We start from the raw sequence: 18945 nt of genomic DNA on the forward strand, positions 1-18945 counted from the left end.
GCTTGGTTTTCTGCTACATTATGGCCCCTGCTAAATGGTGGCGCAACAGCAGACCGGGCGGCGTTCCGCAGAAGCCGTAAGGTTATACCATCAATAAGCGCCAGACGGCAGAAACTAGAAACAGAAGCAGACTGATGGGCGTCAGCACTTTCCAGCAGAGGTACATCATCTGGTCGAGGCGAATTCGCGGAAGGGTCCACCGTACCCACATCTGCCCCAGTACCGCCAGCAGTGCTTTACTAATGAGCCAGAACGCGCCGGTGATGTTGCCCCAGGCGGTGCCCGGTTCACCACTTGTCCAGTCGGCCAGCCGCACGGGGCCAAGGTTAGGCAGGGGTGTGTTCCAGCTCCCGAGAAACAGGATAGCGCCAAGAAACGAGACCAGCAGCATCATGGCGTATTCCGACAGAAACAGCAGTGCCCAGCGCATACCCGAGTACTCGGTCTGGAAACCCGACACGATCTCCGATTCCCCCTCCGGCAAATCGAAGGGCGCTCGGTTGGATTCGGCCAGCGTGCAAATAAAGAAAATAACGTAGGCGATCAGCAGGAACGGATTGCGCAGGATGTTCCAGGCAAAAACGCCACCCCAGTCCGTCACGTCGATCCCCAGTGCGCGGATACCGAACAGGTAGTTGGTCTGGACGGAGTAGATCCCCTGCTGGAAACTAAGCTCCTGCAGGTTCAGCGTCTGCCCGATCATGACGGCGCAAAGAATGGTGAGGCCCAGCGGAATTTCGTAGGAAACGATCTGCGCCACCGACCGGATAGCCCCAAACAGCGAGTACTTATTATTCGATGCCCAGCCCGCCATCAGAATACCGACCACCTCGAACGACAGCACAGCCATGAGGTAAAACACGCCCACTGCTGCACCGGAGCCCTGCAAATCGGGCGTCAGCGGCAACACGGCATAGGCCGCAAACACCGACGCAAAGATGATAGCCGGAGCCATCAGAAACAGCCTTCTGTCGGCTGCCCGGGGCACAATATCCTCTTTCTGAAGCAACTTCAGCAAATCGGCGAAAAGCTGGAGGAGGCCCCATTTACCCACTTCCATCGGCCCAAGCCGGTCCTGAATAAAGGCCGACACTTTCCGTTCGGAATACACGCCCACCACCACAAAACCGGTAGCAAGCAGAAGGCAGATAGGAAGAGCAAGTAGCAAAGCGCAGGTACGTTAATGAACAAGAGTTGACCCCGCAAAGGTACGGGTTACACCCCTTGCTTGCATTCCTGTATAGCCGACATTCTCGCCTCCTACTCCACCTTCATCGTCCCCTCGCCGTAGCCGGGTTGGCCGGCTTTGGTGACGCCTTCGACTACGAAACGGAGTGTGGTTTTGGCGTCGGAGGTGAAGAAAGACGTGGTGGCTTTGCCCGTGGCATCGGTGCGGAGGCGGGGGGCCCACCAGAGCGTGGCCCGGAAATCGGGACGTACCCGCTCGTCGGGGGTGGCGGCGTCGAAGCGGGGGGCGTAAAATTCGCGTTTGGGTGCGTAGCCGACTACCTTTTCGATCAGCACGCCGGGAGCGGCCACATTCGAGAAGTTTTGTTTAGAGGGGCCACCCCGTTTGGTGATGACGTTGATGAAGCTACTGGCCCCCATGATCGTGGCACCGGCTCCTTTTACCACATCGATATTAGCAACCGTCTGCGGCGATAGCGCAGCAACCGCCTGAATGTCTGACCGCATCCCGTCGATCATAAACAAGGGCGGGCTATTGCGGATAGTTACGGAAGGAGTAGCGCCGCCACCACTCACCTGAACACCCGCAATACGGCGAAGGAGGTCGAAAATCGACGATTGCCCGGCGGCCATCATGTCGTCGACAACCAGCGTGTTATCGGGCGTGCCGTACATCGATCGCTGCTGGGCATAGGGGTCCGCTTTCTTTGCTTTTACCGTAACGGTCTGTAGCTGGATCTCGTTGTTCAGGCTGATCTGCCGCTCAATGTCGAGGTAAGCCTTCTGGCGTTTCAGGAGTTCGGCCAGTTGCTCATAATCCAGATCAAGCGGGTTAAGCGGCGGACGAATCAACCGTACCTGCGGCGAATACAGCTTGTCGAGCACTACGTTGAAATTGCGGCTGGTACCCCGCATGGCCTGAATGAAGATCGTGTTAGTATCCACCAGTTCCATGCCGTGCAGGTAAAAACGGCCCTGTTCGTCGGCAGTGACCGAGCCCATTTCGCGGCTGCTGTCTTTGCGGCTCCGCATTACGGTGAGCGATATGCCTGGAGCCGGTATGCGTGACGTTGCCTGAAATACTGTTCCGCTGAGCGTCAGGCTGGTATCAACGAAAAAGCGGGTGGGCGGGTAGTTGTTCGACAGGACTTTTTCCCAGGTAAATCGCCGCCAGCCCTGTGTCATCAGCAACAGATCGAGTTTAACCAGTCGATCGGCATTTTTTGGGTCAAAATAGTAGCCGGGCTGTTCAATATGGCCCGTCAAATCGGAGGTGAGCAGCAGGTACGACACCAACGACCGGGCGTAGGGCCGAACGGTAGCCTGCTGACGAGTATCAGTCACAGCCAGCGACAGGTCGGCAGCCACGGGTTTACCTTCGGCGTTGGTGGCCGTTACGGTCAGGTCAACGCGCTGACGAACACCCGTGCTGACTTTAGATGACTTTACGGTTATGTTGATGGGCTCGTTCTTATCCGAATAGGCCAGCCGCTCGCTGACAGGTCGACCACGTTCGTCGAACAGCGTGATGTGGGCGATTCCCTGCGGGCATTTGCTTCGTGGAATAGATACCAGAAACCGGGGGCGGTTGGTGGGAGCCTGCACAGCATACACCAGCGTTCCGTTTACCTGAACCACCATCGACAACATGGGCCCGGCTGCAGCCGGTGCCGTCGACGAACCGGGTTGCGATGCCTGCGCCGTGGCTTCGGTCGAAACAGGCAGGTTATGCATCACATATACCCGGATGTTTTCTTTGCTGGTCACGTTGTCAACCTGCAGGATATAGCCCGTTGCTTTGGGGGCGGGCAACGGGACAGGCGTATACGCGTCGCCATTCTTCATCCGGACAAAAGCCGTGTAGGTCTGCCCGGCTTCGGGCATTAGAGGAAACGAACCCATACCCAGGTGCTGACTGACAAAGCCCGCAACAGTATCTTTCTTAGTATTGAGCACAAAGCCCGTTACGTCGATCCCGATGCCGGCCGAACTAATGGCCTTGAAGGCCAGTCGACCCGGCAAACCTATTACCCACTGCCCGCCTTCGGGCATAAACTGTACATCCAGCGCGGTTGACGCACTACCTAGCCGTGGAGCAGGCGGCGCACCGGGTTTCACCACGTCGATAGTCTGGTTGAAATACCATTCCTCCGAAAAATTGCGCATCCAGCTCGTGTAGGCCCGCAGCGTATAACGACCTGTCGAGAGCGTATCGGGCAAGGGCAGGTAGCCATCGCCGTAACCACCCTTCGACCGGATTCGGGTATCGAGCACGATCTTCCGGCCAGATGCACTGACCAGATCGACCCATACTGACCCGCTGGTGGAGTCGACGGCCCGGTTTTCGCCGTAGAAGAGGTAGCTTTTCAGCCAGATTGTTTCACCCGGCAGGTACGTCGTCCGGTCAGTATGCAGGTACACTTTTTCATACGGATACTGTTCGGTATACCGGCTAAAACTGTCGAGGACGCGCGTTAGCGGATCATCGACGGCAAATCGAAGCGCGGCAAGGGCCACAACAGCCACAACGATCAGGTAGCTGAAACGGGAAGCACGACGGAAATCATAACGCATACGGCAGGACACTTATAAGCAGATTCATTTTTTCACGAAAATAGTCTAATTCAGCCGAGCTGTACCACGGCAGTTTGCTTCTCCCAGGTTTATTAAAGCCAAACTCAACTACTGCGGACTAAAGTCCGGGTTACGGCTCATTCTACCTTCATCACTGCTTCGGTGTGACCCGGCAGACCTGAGACGGTAGCGCCCTCCAGAACCAGTTGCAGCGATGTTTTGGCGTCGGAAGTATAGAACGACACGGTGGCTTTACCCGTAGCGTCAGTCTTAATACGCGGGGCCCAAAGCAACGTTGCGCGGTAGTCGGGCCGGATTTTTTCCTCAGGCGTTGGTTTGTCATAGCGCGGAGCGTAGAAATCGCGTTTAGGCGCAAACCCGACCACTTTCTCGACCCGGACACCGGGCACTTTTTCATTCACATAGTTATTGTCGGGCCCGCCCCGCTTGGTAATGATGTTGATACCTCCACCGGCCCCCTGCGACCCCAGTAGGGCTGCCCCCACCCCTTTAATCACGTCGATATAGGCTACATCGCGCGGCGATATACTGGCCACTGCCTCCTGACTCACCTGCATACCGTCAATCATGAACACAGGCGCAATAGGTCCGGAGAAGTTGGCCGCTCCCCGAATCTGAACGCTGGCATTAGGGCCACTGCCCGTTACCTGCACGCCCGCTACCCGGCCCCGTAGGATGTCAAACACACTGACAGCCCCCGCTGAGTTCATATCGTCGACTTTCAAACTGGCGTCGGCATTACTAAACATACCCCGCTGCGAGGCATAGGGATCTTCTCGCTTTGCTTTCACCACCACGGTCTGCAACTGCACTTCGCGGTTTCGCCTGATCTGCGCTTCGATAGCCGCGTATTCGCTCTGCCGCTTCAGGAACTCGGCCAATTCACCATAGGCAATATCAGTGGGCATCAGTGGCGGACGGACTACCCGTATCTGCGGTGTAAAGAGTTTATCGACCGAAATAGTAAAGTTGCGGCTGCCATTTGTTTTCAAGGCTTGCACAAACACAGTCGCGGTATCAATGATGTTTGCATTACCCAAGAAGAATCGGCCTTTTTCGTCCGAACTAAGGGAATACAAATCCTGCGTTGAGTCCTGTCGTTGAATCAGAACAGTGAGCGGAATAGCCGGCGCGGGTTGGCGCGACGTACCCCGATATACGCTGCCCGATAGTGTTAGGCTGGGGTCGAAGAAATAGGGAGTGGGTGGCAGTGAATCAACGAGTACCTTTTCCCAGGTGATGCGTCGCCACCCCTGCGTCAGCAGCAAGAGGTCGAGTTTAGCCTGCCGGTCGGTATTTTTTGGGTCAAAATAATACCCGGGCTGTTCAACGTACCCGGTGAGGTCGGAGGTGAGCAGCAGGTACGACGGAAGCGAGCTGGCATATGGGCGGGCTTTGGGCTGCTGGGTGGCGTCGGTAACGGCCAGCGACAGATCAGCCAGCACGGGCTTTCCGTCGGCATCGGTTGCGGTTACCGTTAGGTCGACGCGCTTTCTAACACCAGCGGTGGGTGTAGCGGGTGTTACAGTGAGGGTAAGCTGCTCCTGCCGTTCCGAGTACACCAGCCGCTCGCAGACGGGCTGTCCGGCCGGATTGAGCAGGGTGATCTGAACAATGCCTTCGGGACATTTAGCTCGGGGAATGGGCACCATGAATGACTTCCGGCTCATGGGCCCCTTCGCTGCATGGACAGGCTGCCCATTTACCTGGGCCAACACCGTGAGCATCGGAGTACTGGCTGACCCTGCTTCCGGTTTTGCGGCCTCGACTGGCACGGTACTACTGACGAACACCCGAATAGTCTCCTTATTGCTCAGGTTGTCGACCTGCAGCGAATAGCCCGTAGCGGCGGCAGTGGGCATGGCGTACGAGGCAAAACCGGTGGTGCCGGGAATCTGAGCAAAGGCCGTGTATACCTGACCAGCCTCCGGAATGAATGGAAACGTACCCATGCCCAGGTGCTGACTCTGAAAACCAACAACTGTATCTTTCCTGGAATCGAGCACAAACCCTGCTACATCTACGCTCACTCCCGTTGGACTAACTGCTTTAAACGCCAACCGATTGGCAATGCCGGCCACCAGTTGACCGCCCTCGGGCAAGAACTGCAGATCGGGCTTCGTCTGGTCTATCGCCGAGCCAGTAGGCCGATTAACGGCCGCCACCCCACCAGCCTGTACTACGTCGATGGGTTTATTGAAGTACCATTCCTCCGAAAAATTACGCATCCAGCTCGTATAAGCCCGCAACGTGTAGCGCCCTGCCGGGAGTGAGTCTGGTAGCGGCAAATAGCCTTCACCATACCCACTTTTCGAGCTCAAGCGGGTGTCGAGCATGACCTTGGCCCCAGCGGGATTGACCAAGTCAACCAGAATGGCGCCACTGCTGGAATCGGCCCCTTTTGTGGCCCCGTAAAAGAGATAGCTCTTGATCCATATCGTTTCGCCGGGCAGGTACGTTGTACGGTCAGTGTGCAAGTACACCTTTTCATGCGGGTATTGACGTTCGTACGCACCAATTCGGGTTAGTACCCGTTCGATAGGATCGTCGAAAACACGGCTTATTGCGGCCAGCAACGTGACTACAGATAGTAATATTGTAACTAAGAACGCTTTACGAAGAGGTTGCTGAGACATATTAACTGGCTACGATTTCCGGCACGCGAGCTTTTACAGGTGGCCCGACGTGGTAAATTAGCGAAATCCCGGCGAATGATTTCATGATTGATTTCCTCAAACGCAAATGACTATATCCGGCCTAAAAACTGCGTTAATTGTGGGTGCAACCGGCCTGGTCGGTGACGCCTTGACGCATCGCCTCGTTGAGTCGCCGGCCTACGACCGTGTTCAGGTGCTCACACGTAAACCGCTGGGCTGGCAACACCCCCGGCTTCAGGAAATACCTTTCGACTTTGACCATCCTAACGGACTGCTGGTGCGCGCCGACGATATCTATTGCTGCCTGGGCACCACCATCAAGAAAGCCGGCTCGAAAGACGCCTTCCGAAAGGTAGATTACCAATACCCCCTCGATATTGCCCGGCTAGGCCTCGAAAATGGGGCCACGCAGTTCGCTATCGTCACGGCAATGGGCGCCGATCCGTCATCGTCTATCTTCTACAACCAGGTTAAAGGCGACGTAGAGCGTGCCCTCACAGCTCTCAACTACCCTACTCTGCTCATCTTCCGGCCGTCGCTTCTGCTAGGGAACCGCAGCGAAAAACGGCTTGGCGAACGCATTGGCAGTGGCGTCATGCGCCTGTTTGCTCCGCTGATTCCGGCTAAATACAAGGCCGTAGAGGCCGAAAAAGTAGCCAACGCCATGCTCACTACGATGCAGCAGCACCATGTGGGCCACCACGTATTCGCATCTAACGACCTGCAAGAGTATTGATAATTCCGCCCGGAAACCGTCACCTGGCCTTATATTTGTCCTCACTTCATCGCCAGGAATTTATAGAGTGACCCTGTAACTCGTCGGCGCGTTCCCCATCGGTGTTCGCCAGCTGAACCGAGTCTATTCACGTCGTCACGCCTACGGTCTTTTACTCTTTCGCATTCATGCACGTACTTAAATTCGGCGGTACGTCGGTTGGCTCGGTCGAGAGCATCCGGCAGGTTATCCGCATCGTTGACACCCACCGCAAGCAGGAAACACCCATTGTCGTTGTTTTATCGGCCATGGGCGGCGTCACCAATCAGCTGATCGAGATCGGGCGGATGGCCACCAATGGCCAGATCGACTATATGGAACTGGTTCGGCGCATTGAAGACCGGCATTTCAATGTGGTGAAGGCGATCATTCCGGTGAAAGAGCAAGGTCGGGTGTTTGCGGCCGTGCGCGGAACCATCAATGAACTCGAAGACCTGCTTCGGGGGGTATCGCTCATCCGCGAACTAACGCCCCGCACCATGGATCTGATCATGAGCTTCGGCGAGCGTCTTTCCAACCTCGTGGTGGCCGAATGCACCAGAGCCAGCGGGGTACCGGCTGCTTTTTGCGATGCCCGGGACCTGATCAAAACCGACGCGCAGTTTGGCCATGCTGAAGTGAATTACACGCTGACCAATCCGCTCGTTCAGGGCTTTTTCGAAAAGCTGTCAGGTACGTCGTCGCCCGTTCAGTTTGTTACGGGCTTTATTGGCTCAACCGAAAAAGGCGAAACGACAACCCTGGGCCGGGGTGGCTCCGATTATACCGCCAGCATTCTAGGCGCGGCCCTCAACGCCGAAGTGATCGACATCTGGACGGACGTCGATGGCATGATGACCGCCGATCCGCGTAAGGTGCCCAACGCCTTCAACATTCCAACGATCACCTACGCCGAGGCGATGGAGTTGAGCCATTTTGGGGCCAAAGTAATTTACCCGCCCAGTCTGCAACCCGCCTTTGCCCGCAACATTCCCATTCGGGTGCTCAACACGTTCAACGCTGAGCATGCGGGCACAGTAGTCAGTCGCACCGCCGACCGGCGTCAGTACACGATCACGGGCATTTCGAGCATCGACGACGTGGCGCTGGTGAACGTGCAGGGCTCAGGCATGATCGGTGTAGCCGGGGTTTCGGCCAAATTGTTCGGCATTCTGGCCCAACACAAAATCAGTGTGATTCTGATCTCGCAGGCTTCATCAGAGCATTCGATCTGTTTTGCCATCGACCCGAAAGGGGCCGACCGGGTGAAGCTGATTCTCGACGATGCCTTTGCCGCCGATATCGCCAGCGGCCATGTCGATAACATCAGCATCGAGCGCGACCTGAGCATCATCGCCACCGTGGGCGAAGGCATGCGGAAGTCGTCGGGTATTGCCGGAAAACTGTTTTCGGTGCTGGGTAAAAACGGGGTCAACATCGTGGCCGTGGCGCAGGGTTCATCGGAAATCAACATCTCGGTGGTGATCACGAAGAATAACCTCTCGAAGGCCTTGAATGCACTGCACAACGTGTTTTTCCAGTCGGAAGCGCGGGTGCTGAACGTATTTCTGGTGGGTACCGGGCTGATCGGGCAAACGCTGCTTCGTCAGATACACGCGCAGGCCGAATACCTGCGGCAGGAGAAGCTGCTGAAAATCTGCGTGGTTGGTCTGACGAACACCAAAAAGATGGTGCTCAATCCGAACGGATTAGACCTCAATACCTGGAAAGAATTTCAGCAGACCGACGGCGTAACGACCTCGCTTCCCGCTTTTTTCGACAAGATCAAATCATATAACCTGCCCAACTCAGTTTTCATCGATTGCACCTCCGACAAGGATATTGTGCAGTACTACGAATCGTTGCTCGACGCCAACATTTCGGTGGTAACCCCCAATAAGGTGGCCAACTCCGGTTCCTACGCTGAGTACCGCCGTCTGCAACGCACGGCGCTGAACCGGGGCGTGAAGTTCCTCTACGAAACCAACGTGGGGGCAGGTCTGCCAATCATCAATACGCTGCAGGGCCTGCTCACGTCGGGCGATCGGTTCCTGAAGATCGAAGCGATTCTGTCAGGTACGTTGTCGTACATTTTCAACACCTTCAAGCCGGGTACGTCGTTTGTCGATGTGGTGCGTGAGGCCAAAGAAAAGGGGTACACCGAACCCGACCCGCGCGATGACCTCAGCGGCCAGGATGTAGCCCGTAAAATTCTGATTCTGGCTCGTGAAGCTGGTTTCGCTCTGGAGCCGGAGGATGTCACGGTAGAAAATATCCTGCCCCCCTCCTGCCTCGACGCACCCACGATTCCTACCTTTTTCGACGCGCTGAAAGCCGAGAACGACTACTTCGAAAGCATGCTGAACGCGGCCGACGCAAGGGGGGAAAAGCTGCGTATGATTGCCACCTTCGAAAACGGCAAAGCCGTGATTGGTCTGCGCGGAGTTGGTCCAGAGCACCCATTCTACCAGCTCACCGGCGCTGATAACATCATTTCGTTTACGACTGAGCGTTATAAAGAGCGGCCACTTGTCATCAAAGGTCCCGGCGCAGGTGCCGAAGTAACAGCCTCTGGTGTGTTCGCCGACATGGTCAGCATCGGTAGTTATTTGGGGTAACCGTTTCTGCATACCAAAAAGGCACGCTCTTATTCAGGGCGTGCCTTTTTGGTATGCAGGGTGGTAGCTTACATGATAGCCTCCCGAATGCGGATCAGGCGCTCCAGCAGGGCTTCCAGCTGATCGAGCGGCAGCATGTTGGCTCCGTCTGATTTTGCTTCGGCCGGATTCATATGCGTCTCAATAAACAGACCGTCTGCGCCCACGGCGATAGCCGCTTTAGCGATAGTAGCAATCAGGGCTGGTTTCCCACCCGTAACACCCGATGCCTGGTTGGGCTGCTGCAAGGAATGGGTGCAGTCCATCACCACCGGTGCACCATGCGCCTGCATGGCAGGCAGGTTGCGGTAGTCGACCACCAGATCGCCATACCCAAAGGAGTTTCCCCGGTCGGTTAGTAAGACCACCGCATCGGGGTTTGTCGCTTTCACCTTTTCAACGGCAAAGCCCATACTCTCGCCCGACAGGAACTGGCCTTTCTTTACGTTGACCGCCCGTCCCGTTTTAGCCGCCGCTTCGAGCAGTTCGGTTTGGCGGCACAGGAACGCCGGAATCTGCAGCACATCGACATAAGGGGCTGCCATCGCTGCCTCATGCGATTCATGAATGTCGGTCACGGTCGGAATATCGAACGTGCGGCCTACCTCCTCCAGGATCGACAGGGCCAGTTCATCGCCGATTCCCGTGAATGAATTTAGTTTAGTGCGATTCGCCTTACGGTATGACCCTTTGAAGATGTAGGGGATCTGGAGCCGGTCGGTGATGGTTACAATACGCTCAGCGATGCGCAGGGCCATGTCCCGGCCTTCAATAGCGCAAGGTCCCGCCATCAGGAAAAAGCGGTCGGGCCTCGTCAGGCCACTGTCAGTATGTTTGAGTTTTGGGAGCTGCATAACAGGCAAATTAAGACGACATTACCCGGTAAAGGTACAAGCCTTAGGAGTGCAAGCCGGGCAAAAGATACACTATTCAATTAGTAGAGTTTATTATATCCGTGAATAGGGCAGCATCACGTTTAGCACTTAACGCCCTAACGTAAAGCTTGTTAGTACCGAAATAGCGCGTGAAATGAACGGTACAGGTCCACAAAAATTGTTTGGCTTTCCATTGGTAAAGTGTTTTCTTTGCGAAGTTTTTTAACACAAAAGGACTACCGAAATGTCTCAGACTTCTGAAAAAGTAAAGCAAATCATCGTTGATAAATTAGGTGTTGATCCGTCGGAAGTTACGCCGGAAGCAAGCTTTACAAACGACCTTGGTGCCGATTCCCTCGACACGGTCGAACTGATTATGGAATTTGAAAAAGAATTCAATGTACAAATCCCGGACGATCAGGCTGAGAGCATCACCACGGTAGGTCAGGCGATCAAATACCTGGACGAGAACACGGGCAAGTAAGCTCAACGCATTAAGTTATGGCCGGGTATCAGGCAATTCCTGATCCCGGCCATCCTTGCTTTCCCCATTGCTTCCGGCCTCTTACACTACCCAGCCGACTTCCGGCCCCTGCTTCGCCGCCAGCTCCCTTCGACTCATTTCTCCGCTTTTTTTGTGGATCTCGCATTGCCCCGCTTCATTAAGCAACCTTTTGCCAGTTGGTTTAGCTCTTCTGACGAGAAAAACCGGCGTCGGCAACTGCGTCAGGCTATTGCACATATTATCGGCGAATCTCCCTCCCGGATCGGTGTTTATCAATTAGCCGTCCTGCACACCTCGGCTTCGAAAGAATCGACGGTGACTGGATTTCGTGAATCCAACGAGCGGCTTGAATACCTTGGTGATGCCGTGCTGGGTATGGTCATCGCCGAATACCTCTTCAAAAAATACCCCTTTAAAGACGAAGGCTTCCTGACCGAGATTCGCTCACGGATTGTGAACCGCGAAATGCTAAACGTCATTTCGCGCAAAATCGGTCTCGACAACCTGATCGAATACGACGGTCAGTGGGGTCGGCTGATGCCTGCCCGGACCTCAATGTACGGCGATGCGCTCGAAGCCCTCGTCGGCGCCGTTTACCTCGACAAAGGCTTCAATTTTACCCGAAGCTTCATCCTCAAAAAATTGCTGACCCACTACGACCTCGACGCCGTAGTGAACAACAATGGCAACTTTAAAAGCCGCCTGATCGAATGGGCGCAGCGCGAAGGCAAAGAACTTCGCTTCGAAATTATTTCGGAACAGGGCAGCAGCCAGTTCCGTGAGTTCATCGCCCAGGTCATCGTCAACGACGAGCCATTTGCGACTGGCAGCGGCTACAGCAAGAAAAAAGCGGAACAAGCAGCCGCTGAAGATGCCTTCAAGAAATTGGCGTTGAAGTAAGCCGTACGACAGCTTTTTCTGTCCCGTATCGCAGGTAGTCCAGACACGCAGACGAGGCGTTTCTGGCTCAAGTCTGTAGTATAAAAAAAGGCCGTTCCACGAATGAAACGGCCTTTAATATCAGACGATCGAGAATTACAGTTCAGCTACTTCGTCTTCTTCCTCAACGGCTCCCATTGGATCGAGGAGGGCGTTTTGGTCTTCAGATATTTTCGCACGAATCTTACCTTCCAGTTCGGCCATCAACTCGGGATTATCGAGGATAAGGTCTTTCACGGCATCACGGCCCTGCGCCAGACGGCTGGTACCATACGAGAACCATGAACCTGACTTCTTCACGATTTCCATCTCAACAGCGAGGTCAAGAATTTCACCTACTTTCGAGATACCCTGGCCATACATGATGTCGAACTCAACGACTTTGAAAGGAGCCGCCAGTTTGTTTTTCACCACTTTCACTTTGGTCCGGTTACCCACTACGTTATCGGCACCCTCTTTGATTTGTCCGATACGACGGATATCGAGGCGTACTGATGCGTAGAATTTCAGGGCGTTACCACCAGTTGTTGTTTCGGGGTTACCGAACATCACACCGATCTTCTCACGAAGCTGGTTGATAAAAATGCAGCAGCACTGGGTTTTGTTGATTGTACCAGTTAGCTTCCGCAGGGCCTGCGACATCAAACGGGCCTGAAGACCCATCTTGCTCTCGCCCATTTCGCCTTCGATCTCAGCCTTCGGCACGAGGGCCGCTACGGAGTCGATAACGATAATGTCGATGGCACCTGAGCTGATCAGATGCTCAGTGATTTCAAGAGCTTGCTCACCGTTGTCGGGTTGGGCAATCAGGAGGTTATTTACGTCGATACCCAGTTTCTCGGCGTAGGTACGGTCGAAGGCGTGTTCGGCGTCGATGAAGGCAGCCAGGCCACCCGCTTTCTGTGCTTCGGCAATGGCGTGCATCGTCAATGTGGTTTTACCCGACGATTCAGGACCGTATATTTCAACGACCCGGCCGCGTGGTAAACCGCCAATGCCCAGAGCAAGATCAAGGCCCAGCGAGCCTGTCGAGATCACAGGTACGTCAACGACTTTGCTCTCGCTCAGCCGCATAACGGTTCCTTTGCCGAACGCTTTGTCTAGTTTTTCAATAGTGGTCTGAAGGGCTTTCAGCTTGTTGTCATTAGCAGTTGCTGTGGCCGTAGCAGAATCGGATTTTGCCATGTTTACGGGGTTGTTTAACTCAATAAAATTACAACTTTTTTGCGGCTTTTCCAAGCCCTGGCGCCAAGATAATAGGTGCCCTGTACAGGTACGTGTGCAAGGGGGGCTTACGGCCTCAAAACGACCTTTTTAGGCCTTCGAAGCTGTTTATTTACCTGAATTTGTTTTTGTAATTGACTAAAAAAAGTGGTCTTCATCCGCAGGCTGTCGCGTATGTTGGCGGTGGCCTGCTGACCCATCGTTTCAACGGCCGTTGGGGAGATATACCAGCCCAACGGGTAGCGGTGTTTTTTGGTATCGAGGGTTAAACTGGTGTAGGCAAAACTCAGCCCACCCTCGTCGCGGCGGAGGGTACGGCCAATCAACTGATCAAGGCCAACGCCGTTACGATCCCAGGTATTCAGGAACCCTTTGACGGGTTCGGAAAGGAACCGGAACGTGGCCACACTGCCTTTGGCTTCCGAGGCGGCGTAGTTAGGCAGAAACAGTAAATAGTACTGAACCACCCGGTTGCCCAGCAACGATGGTCGCGCGGTTCGTATAGTTTTTTCGACCCGTTGCAGGTTTTTAATCAGCTGAACAGCCGTCAGGATTCCCGTATTTTCGGCATACCCGCCGTCGATGATGTGGTAATCACCGTTGGCACAGTCGCCGGTAATATTGGGCAGGGGGCCACTGGCTTTGCCGCCACTGGTAACGAATGGGAAACGGGCACATAAAAAAGTAGCCGTTTTGTACGGCACATCACGGCGGGTGCTGGCAAACAGGTCGGCAACATCGTAAAACGGATTTCGGGGGTCAGCCGTGTTACCCAGCATCAGGTTGCTCATGATAATTTTCTGCCCTGTCTCGGGCACTGCTCCGTTGAGTAGCAAGGCAGGCAGCCGCAACGAATCGGTAGCCAGCGTTGTTCGTGAGGGCCACAGACTCAGAAACGATTGAGGCAGCAACCCACGCACATTGGCATTCAGGGTATTGCCATCGGCCAGTAGCCGGCGTTCCCACGCATCTTCAAGCCAGCGGTTCCGGTCAAGCGAGCGAATAGGGAACGGCATAAAATTGTGCAGGCCACCCCGAAATAGCATCGACGCGGCAATGGGCGAGATCAGGTCTTCGCTCACCACACTACGCAGGGGCCCCAGAAAGCGCGCACTGTCGTAGGTATACGTACCGGCGACCATCCGACGCTGAACGCCAGGTTCGCGTGTCAGGCGAATAGTCGAATCGAGATGACCGCCCAGCGTAGCCACGTAGGTAGCTGCTCCCACCCCACCGCCCGACACACCGCTGATGCCAAAGACGTACCGATCGAAGCCCCGTATCTGCCGGTTGAGCTGGTACAGCACCTCGGTTGTCCAGGCAGTAGCCCGAATTCCCCCGCCTGCAGTGGCAATGACCACGACAGGAAGGGTATCGGCAGAAGCAACCGAATCGGGCCGGGCCGACGCAGTGGCGAAACGGGTTTGCAGCCAGCGCGTATAATACGCCTCAACCGACGGACGCCGCAAGGCGAGCGATGAATCAGGGTTCTCTCCCGTTGGCGACACCACCGACTGGGGACTGAACCGGATATCGCTGTTGTCATTATAGCGCGAAAAAAGCATCACGGCCAGTATCAACCCAACCAATACCGGATAGTCGGGCAGGCGATTGAACTGGTACAGGATCGTGCCCAGGTACGCCAGTCCGGCCAGCCAGAGCATCACTACGGCGTACAGGCCAATAGTTTGCGCCAGCACCAGTCCCGTTGCCGTAGGCAAAAACAAGAGCACAATCGTCACTAGCAGGCCCTGCCCAAACAGAATGCTGCGCGGGGCCAGATCGAGCAGCAGGGCGTAATCACCCGCCGGATTGGTCGACTTGAACAGCACAATATCCCGCTCGTCGAGTGCGCGGTGGAAATACCGGATAATGCTGGTGAAGAGCACGTACACCGCCGCCAGCATCAGCAGAATCAACACATACTTGTAGGCATAGGTGGGGGTCCGTTGATTGGCCGCGCTCAGGCGGCTGAAGTTCAGGGCCAGCGTAAGGGCCATGAGCCAGAACGGGCTGTGAGCCAGCCAGACAGGTGTGTTGCGCAGCAGCCGAAGTTCAGGCTGATGATGATCGAGCAGGCGGGCGGTTGTATCGGGTTTACCGGGGTCGAGTTCGCCGAAATACGTGGGCTGCACAAACAGCAGAATTTTGCTGCACACATACACCATCCCCCCCCACAGGCCCAGGGCGACCAGCGTTGCCAGCAGCACTGACAGGCCGCGCGGCTCAGTCAGCAGGAAATAAAACAGCTCGTCGAACTGATCAAGCTGAAAAATGCCGCCCATGAACACCAGCAGGTACACCACAAACTGCACGTTCAGAAAACCACGCCAGCCCGTTTGCAGGTAATCGCGAAAGGTGAGGTTTCGGGACGGGACGGGTGCTTTTATCCGAAGGTAGTTGACCAGTGCCTTATCGATTTTCGCCTGTGCTTCCCGACGTTCGGTAATATGACCCAGCAGGTTTTGTCGACTTGCTTCCTGCGTATACAGCGTCGAGTTGATTAACCGGAAGAAAGCTTCGCGCACCGAAAAAACGATTCCCAGCGGATGCAGTAACACGTAAAACGCCGCCAGTCCGGCAAACAGAGACTTAAGCACGCGCACTACACCCATGCCCACGTAAGATAGGTTGAACCAGCCTCCCGACAACCAGCTCATCAGGGCTACATTCTCGATCAGGTCAAACAATACCCCGACTAAAACACCCCAGGCAATAGCCCGCCCCAGCCGGCCCATGAACCGGCTGATAGTTGGCTGATTGGGATTGGTAACAAACAACGATCGGGTGGCGAAATACCAGCACCAGGTGGCGAAGGTGATGGCGTAGGCTGGAATGAACAGGCAGGTATCGATTGCAATCTCCAGCCAGGCCAGTTTTTTCTGAGCTGCTTCCCAATTTTGAACCAGATCAATCGGATTCAGCCGGGTATCCACATACGTGGCGGCCAGCGTGTGGATATCCTGTCCGTCGAACTGATTGCTGATAAACCCGATCAGCCGGGCTACCACGCCCGTAAACAACAGCCAGTATACCCGGTTGGGCGCCTGCTGCTGCACAAACTGAATGAAGCGAGTACGTAGGTTCATGGTAACGGACCAGGCCATACTACGACTAGTGGCGGGTTCGGTGGCAATGTACATCCCTATCCGCGTAGCCTATTTACGTTGTTCCAGCTATTTTTACTGAATGCATCTGCTACCTATACAATCCGGGTAGAAAACTGTTCTTTACACAATGCCTAGACCTGACAGCGCACCCGCCGCTATTTGCCTGACCAACGTAACCAAGTGCTATCACGACCGGGCGGTAGTCGACGACCTGACCCTGACTATCCCAATGGGTGAAACGCTGGTACTGCTGGGTACGTCGGGATGCGGAAAGACAACCACGCTGAAAATGATCAACCGGCTGATCGACGCCGATGCCGGTACCATCGCCATCAATGGAAAGGACAGCCGACAACAGGAGCCACACGAACTCCGGCGCAGTATTGGCTACGTGATTCAGGATGCCGGTCTGTTTCCGCATTATACCGTAGCCGATAACATCGCGGTAGTGCCCCGCCTGCTGAACTGGGAGCCGGAGCGCATCAGGCAACGTACCCAGGAATTGCTGACCATGCTCCGCCTGCCTGCTACTGTGCTAACCCGCTTCCCCGATCAGCTCAGCGGCGGTCAGCGTCAACGAATTGGCCTGGCCCGCGCGCTGGCCGCCGACCCGCCCATCATTCTGATGGATGAACCCTTCGGTGCGCTCGACCCCATCACGCGGGCGGCTATCCGGCGGGAATTTCGAGAATTGGAGGCCCTGCAACAGAAAACCATTGTGCTGGTCACCCACGACGTGCGCGAAGCGGTGAACCTGGGCGACCGGATTGCCCTGATGGATGCTGGTCGGATTGTACAGATGGGCCCACCCGATGAATTACAGCACCAACCAGCTACCGAGTTTGTGCGGACCTACATGGACAGTTAACGGTAACGACTTATGCTCACATTTATACGCGAAAACTCAGCCAAGCTGCTGGAACAGACGATGACCCACATCGGTCTCACGTTTGGCTCTTTACTACTGGCTTTACTGATTGGCTTGCCGTTGGGCATCGTCATTGCCAAACGGCAGCGGGCGGCCTCGGTAGTGCTGGGCGTGGCGGGCGTGTTGCAGACTGTGCCAAGCATCGCGCTATTGGGCTTCCTGATCCCTTTACTGGGCATTGGAGCAGGGCCCGCCCTGATGGCGCTGTTTCTCTACGCGTTGCTACCCATCATTCGTAACACTTACGTTGGTATCACCGAAGTGAACCCTACCCTGACGGAAGCGGCACGGGGCATGGGGATGACCAACGGGCAGGTACTGCGTCGAATCGAACTGCCACTGGCGTTGCCGGTCATTTTTGCGGGCATTCGCACGGCGACAGTCATCAACGTGGGTGTGGCTACCCTGGCGGCTTACGTAGCTGCGGGGGGACTGGGTGAGTTTATTTTCGGTGGCATTGCCTTGAATAATACCACCATGATGCTGGCCGGAGCTATTCCGGCGGCCTTGCTGGCCGTTCTCTTCGACTGGGCGCTGGCTCGTCTTCAGACGGTGAAGTGGGGCCAGTTGAGAAGCCGCGCCGGCCTATGGCTCCTGCTGCTACCAGTGTTGTCTTCCGCCTACTTACTGCCCAAAACGGGGCAAACCAAGTTGCTGGCGGGCTTTGCGCACGAGTTTGGTGGACGGGCCGACGGATATCCGGGACTGCAAAAGACGTATGGCCTCAACATCTCGAATCGCCTGCTCGATCAGAATCTGATGTACGAAGCGATACGTACCCGCAAGGTCGACGTGATCAGCGGCTACTCGACCGACGGCCGCATTAAGGCATTCAACCTCCTGGTACTCGACGATGACAAGCACGCCTTCCCGCCTTACGCCGCCGCCCCAATTGTGCGCGAGTCCACGCTGCGAACGTACCCCGACCTTGGTCCCACCCTCGACCGATTGGCTGGCCGACTCACCGACTCGATCATGACTGACCTGAACTACCGGGCCGACTACCTGCACCAATCGCCAGAGCGGGTTGCGCGGGAATTCCTGGCCCGAAACGGGCTACTAAGAGCCCCCACTGGCGACCGGCGGGGGCGGGTCGTGATGGGGTCAAAGGTGTTTACAGAGCAGTACATCCTGGCTGAAATTTACCGGCAGTTGATCGAAGGCTACACCGCGCTCAGCGTAGCGTCGAAAACGGGCTTTGGCGGCACGCAGCTCTGCTTCGATGCCCTTCGTACCGGTGCCATCGACTTTTACCCCGAATACACGGGTACCGGTTTGCTGGTTATTCTGCAACCCAGCGCCGCCATTCTCGACTCGCTGAACGGGCAGCCTGAGGCTGTATATCACTACGTGGATCAGGAGTTCAGACGGCGCTATTCCCTACGCTGGCAGCAACCGCTGGGCTTCAACAATGCCTATTGCCTGATGCTACGGCGACCGGAAGCCCAGTCGCTCGGTATCCGCTCCATTTCCAACCTGACCACCTACATAGACAAACCCTAGAACAAGCTCT

The 18945-nt window shown here is 55.6% G+C and carries 12 protein-coding genes; 6 read left to right on the forward strand and 6 right to left on the reverse strand.

Annotation, left to right across the window (positions count from 1 at the left end):
* Nucleotides 1–82: 82 nt before the first annotated feature.
* The 3 genes from F7231_RS05840 to F7231_RS05850 all read right to left on the reverse strand — a co-directional run bounded on the left by F7231_RS05840 (nt 83) and on the right by F7231_RS05850 (nt 6419).
* Nucleotides 83–1168 (reverse strand): complex I subunit 1/NuoH family protein, encoded by a 1086-nt coding sequence (locus F7231_RS05840; RefSeq protein ID WP_166691265.1) that lies wholly within the window; start codon nt 1166–1168, stop codon nt 83–85.
* A 92-nt stretch (nt 1169–1260) separates the two neighbouring features.
* Nucleotides 1261–3762 carry a TonB-dependent receptor plug domain-containing protein gene (locus F7231_RS05845; RefSeq protein ID WP_085412426.1) on the reverse strand — a complete coding sequence of 834 codons (2502 nt, stop codon included), beginning with the start codon at nt 3760–3762 and terminating at the stop codon, nt 1261–1263.
* A gap of 137 nt (nt 3763–3899) precedes the next feature.
* The gene (locus tag F7231_RS05850; RefSeq protein ID WP_166691266.1) at nt 3900–6419 is read right to left on the reverse strand and encodes a TonB-dependent receptor plug domain-containing protein; all 2520 of its coding nucleotides are present in this window, start codon (nt 6417–6419) and stop codon (nt 3900–3902) included.
* Between the two features lie 106 nt (nt 6420–6525).
* On the opposite strand from F7231_RS05850, the gene F7231_RS05855 reads away from it, so the two are divergent.
* Both F7231_RS05855 and thrA read left to right on the forward strand, forming a co-directional pair.
* A complete protein-coding gene (locus tag F7231_RS05855) occupies nt 6526–7176 on the forward strand; it encodes an oxidoreductase (protein WP_166691267.1) in 651 nt (216 codons plus the stop codon).
* Nucleotides 7177–7343: 167 nt separating this feature from the next.
* Complete coding sequence (thrA, locus tag F7231_RS05860) at nt 7344–9812, forward strand: bifunctional aspartate kinase/homoserine dehydrogenase I (protein WP_085412423.1); 2469 nt, start codon at nt 7344–7346, stop codon at nt 9810–9812.
* 68 nt (nt 9813–9880) lie between these two features.
* Here the strand turns inward: thrA and kdsA are convergent, their stop codons facing one another.
* Entirely contained in the window at nt 9881–10705 is an 825-nt protein-coding gene (kdsA, locus tag F7231_RS05865) for a 3-deoxy-8-phosphooctulonate synthase (protein ID WP_085412422.1), read from the reverse strand.
* 265 nt (nt 10706–10970) lie between these two features.
* Between kdsA and F7231_RS05870 the strand changes: the two genes are divergently transcribed.
* Both F7231_RS05870 and rnc read left to right on the forward strand, forming a co-directional pair.
* Entirely contained in the window at nt 10971–11210 is a 240-nt protein-coding gene (locus tag F7231_RS05870) for an acyl carrier protein (protein WP_085412421.1), read from the forward strand.
* 153 nt (nt 11211–11363) lie between these two features.
* On the forward strand, nt 11364–12131 hold the full coding sequence (gene rnc, locus F7231_RS05875; RefSeq protein WP_374757370.1) for a ribonuclease III: 768 nt from the start codon (nt 11364–11366) through the stop codon (nt 12129–12131).
* A gap of 135 nt (nt 12132–12266) precedes the next feature.
* Here the strand turns inward: rnc and recA are convergent, their stop codons facing one another.
* A complete protein-coding gene (gene recA / locus F7231_RS05880) occupies nt 12267–13355 on the reverse strand; it encodes a recombinase RecA (RefSeq protein WP_085412420.1) in 1089 nt (362 codons plus the stop codon).
* Nucleotides 13356–13462: 107 nt separating this feature from the next.
* A complete protein-coding gene (locus F7231_RS05885; protein ID WP_166691268.1) occupies nt 13463–16501 on the reverse strand; it encodes a hypothetical protein in 3039 nt (1012 codons plus the stop codon).
* Nucleotides 16502–16631: 130 nt separating this feature from the next.
* Here F7231_RS05885 and F7231_RS05890 point away from each other — a divergent pair, with 130 nt between their 5' ends.
* A complete protein-coding gene (locus F7231_RS05890; protein WP_166691269.1) occupies nt 16632–17372 on the forward strand; it encodes an ABC transporter ATP-binding protein in 741 nt (246 codons plus the stop codon).
* 12 nt (nt 17373–17384) lie between these two features.
* Nucleotides 17385–18935 (forward strand): ABC transporter permease/substrate-binding protein, encoded by a 1551-nt coding sequence (locus F7231_RS05895; protein WP_166691270.1) that lies wholly within the window; start codon nt 17385–17387, stop codon nt 18933–18935.
* Nucleotides 18936–18945: the final 10 nt, after the last annotated feature.

The organism is Fibrivirga algicola, from assembly GCF_011742925.1.
Classification (GTDB): domain Bacteria; phylum Bacteroidota; class Bacteroidia; order Cytophagales; family Spirosomataceae; genus Fibrella; species Fibrella algicola.

Excerpts from the sequence above, each read along its gene's own strand:
- F7231_RS05845 (WP_085412426.1), bottom strand. The coding sequence starts at position 3,762 with ATGCGTTATGATTTCCGTCGTGCTTCCCGTTTCAGCTACCTGATCGTT.
- F7231_RS05850 (WP_166691266.1), bottom strand. The coding sequence starts at position 6,419 with ATGTCTCAGCAACCTCTTCGTAAAGCGTTCTTAGTTACAATATTACTA.
- F7231_RS05855 (WP_166691267.1), top strand. The coding sequence starts at position 6,526 with ATGACTATATCCGGCCTAAAAACTGCGTTAATTGTGGGTGCAACCGGC.
- thrA (WP_085412423.1), top strand. The coding sequence starts at position 7,344 with ATGCACGTACTTAAATTCGGCGGTACGTCGGTTGGCTCGGTCGAGAGC.
- kdsA (WP_085412422.1), bottom strand. The coding sequence starts at position 10,705 with ATGCAGCTCCCAAAACTCAAACATACTGACAGTGGCCTGACGAGGCCC.
- F7231_RS05870 (WP_085412421.1), top strand. The coding sequence starts at position 10,971 with ATGTCTCAGACTTCTGAAAAAGTAAAGCAAATCATCGTTGATAAATTA.
- recA (WP_085412420.1), bottom strand. The coding sequence starts at position 13,355 with ATGGCAAAATCCGATTCTGCTACGGCCACAGCAACTGCTAATGACAAC.
- F7231_RS05885 (WP_166691268.1), bottom strand. The coding sequence starts at position 16,501 with ATGGCCTGGTCCGTTACCATGAACCTACGTACTCGCTTCATTCAGTTT.
- F7231_RS05890 (WP_166691269.1), top strand. The coding sequence starts at position 16,632 with ATGCCTAGACCTGACAGCGCACCCGCCGCTATTTGCCTGACCAACGTA.
- F7231_RS05895 (WP_166691270.1), top strand. The coding sequence starts at position 17,385 with ATGCTCACATTTATACGCGAAAACTCAGCCAAGCTGCTGGAACAGACG.